Origin of the sequence: Desulfosarcina cetonica JCM 12296 (assembly GCF_001311845.1) — a bacterium.
Classification (GTDB): Bacteria; Desulfobacterota; Desulfobacteria; order Desulfobacterales; family Desulfosarcinaceae; genus Desulfosarcina; species Desulfosarcina cetonica.
Genome location: NZ_BBCC01000414.1, coordinates 1 through 1,878, shown reverse-complemented (window position 1 = coordinate 1,878; position 1,878 = coordinate 1). Strand labels below are relative to the sequence as shown.

Below are 1,878 nucleotides of genomic sequence, written 5' to 3'. Positions count from 1 at the left end.
CCACGTGGCGCGCGCCTGATCGCCCGGGCCTACCAACTGAAAATTCCCTACACCCTGCATGTGGCCCTGGGTACGGATATCGTTCATCAGCATCCGACGGCTTCCGGCGCGGCCATCGGCGCGGCCTCCCTGCGGGATTTCCGCATCTTCGCGGCCAGCGTGGCCAAACTGGGCGACGGCGGGGTGGTGCTCAACCTGGGCAGTGCGGTCATTCTGCCCGAGGTGTTTTTAAAGGCCCTGGCCGTGGCGCGCAATTTGGAGTATCCGGTGCGGGGGTTCACCACGGCCAATTTCGACATGATCCAGCACTACCGGCCGGGGGTCAACGTGGTCAGGCGACCGGTGCTCGAAGGGGGCCGCGGGTATGCCATTACCGGCCATCACGAGATCATGGTGCCGCTACTGGCGGCGGCGGTCTACGAAATGGCCGCAAAGGAATAGACCGACACATTTTGGCAGACGGTACAAAAAGGCTGTAAAAGCCGCCGGTCTATGGTATGAAAGCCCCCTTTTCGGCAAGTGTGCGCGTGAAATCCGGGGACCGGCCCCAAGGAGAACACCCTGTCATGTCAGACCCGATGGCCACATTCATCCAGATGATCGATCAGCACGTCGTGTGCCTGAATGGCCTCAAGATCATCGCCCCGGCGATCCATGGGGTGGGCGGGATGCTGCGAAAGACGCTTTTGGCCGGCGGCAAGCTGTTGATCTGTGGCAACGGCGGCAGCGCCAGCGATGCCCAGCACTTCGCCGCCGAGATCATCGGTCGGTTCGAGCGGGAACGGCGCGCCTATCCGGCCGTGGCGCTGACCACCGACACTTCGATCCTCACCGCCGTGGGCAACGATTATGGCTTCGACGATGTCTTCGCCCGGCAGGTGGCGGGGCTCGGCCGGCCGGGGGACGTGCTCATCGGCATTTCCACCTCGGGAAATTCGCCCAACGTGATCCGCGCCGTGGAAACGGCCAAGGCGTCGGGCATCGTCACGGTGGGGCTGCTGGGGCGGGACGGCGGTACGCTCAAGACCCTCGTGGACCATGCCGTCGTGGTCGAAAACCCCGTAACCGCGCGTATTCAGGAAGCGCATATTTTCATCCTGCACTACTGGGCCTTCCAGATCGAGGCCGGACTACTGCCCACCACCGGGACGCCGCGATGAACCATCCCGTGCCACCTCAGGATCTGGACGCGCGCCTTCAGCACACCACCGTTCTGGTGGTCGGTGACCTGATGTTGGATTGCTACTACTGGGGCACGGTACGGCGGATTTCGCCCGAGGCGCCGGTGCCCGTGGTCAACGTTGGCGAGAAGACGTTTCCCTTGGCGGGGCGGGAAATGTGGCGGCCAACCTGTCCGGCCTGGGCTGTAAGGTGACCCTGGTGGGGCTGCTCGGCGCCGATGCCGCGGCAGAGCGCCTGCGCCAGATGCTTGCGGCGGCCCGCGTCACCGATGGTTGTTTGACCGATGAGCGGCGTCCCACGACCACCAAAACCCGCGTCATGGCCGGCAATCAGCAGGTGGTGCGCCTTGACGAGGAAGATGGCGCGGCCATCGACGCCGCAGTGGTGGCGCAGCTTCTGCAACGGATCGATGCGCGGCTGTCATCGGCGGGGGCGGTGATCCTTTCCGATTACGGCAAGGGCATGTTCCGGCAGGAGACGGTGACCCAAACGATCATCCAGGCCTGCCGCCAAAAGGGCGTGCCGGTGTTTGTCGATCCCAAGGGCAGCGATTGGCAGCGCTATAACGGCGCCACCTGCGTGACACCCAACACGGCGGAACTGGAGCTGGTGCATGGCAGCCGGCTGGACGGGGAGGCCGACTGATGGCGGCGGCGCGACGCTTACGCCAGCGGGTGGGGCTGGACTGGTTGTTGG

Annotated in this window: 3 protein-coding genes and 1 pseudogene; all 4 read left to right on the top strand. The window is 64.7% G+C overall.

Annotated elements, in window-relative coordinates; all coding sequences use genetic code 11:
• Positions 1-441: pseudogene (locus tag JCM12296_RS40800) on the top strand (GSU2086 family protein); the annotation flags it as partial.
• A 125-nt stretch (positions 442-566) separates the two neighbouring features.
• Complete coding sequence (locus JCM12296_RS34500; RefSeq protein WP_246805315.1) at positions 567-1,160, top strand: D-sedoheptulose-7-phosphate isomerase; 594 nt, start codon at positions 567-569, stop codon at positions 1,158-1,160.
• Positions 1,157-1,375, top strand: coding sequence for a hypothetical protein (locus JCM12296_RS40795; protein WP_054702656.1), 219 nt, complete (start codon positions 1,157-1,159; stop codon positions 1,373-1,375). Before JCM12296_RS34500 ends, JCM12296_RS40795 begins: the two co-directional genes overlap by 4 nt.
• A complete protein-coding gene (locus JCM12296_RS34490; protein ID WP_054702654.1) occupies positions 1,339-1,827 on the top strand; it encodes a bifunctional heptose 7-phosphate kinase/heptose 1-phosphate adenyltransferase in 489 nt (162 codons plus the stop codon). Before JCM12296_RS40795 ends, JCM12296_RS34490 begins: the two co-directional genes overlap by 37 nt.
• Positions 1,828-1,878 lie beyond the last annotated feature (51 nt).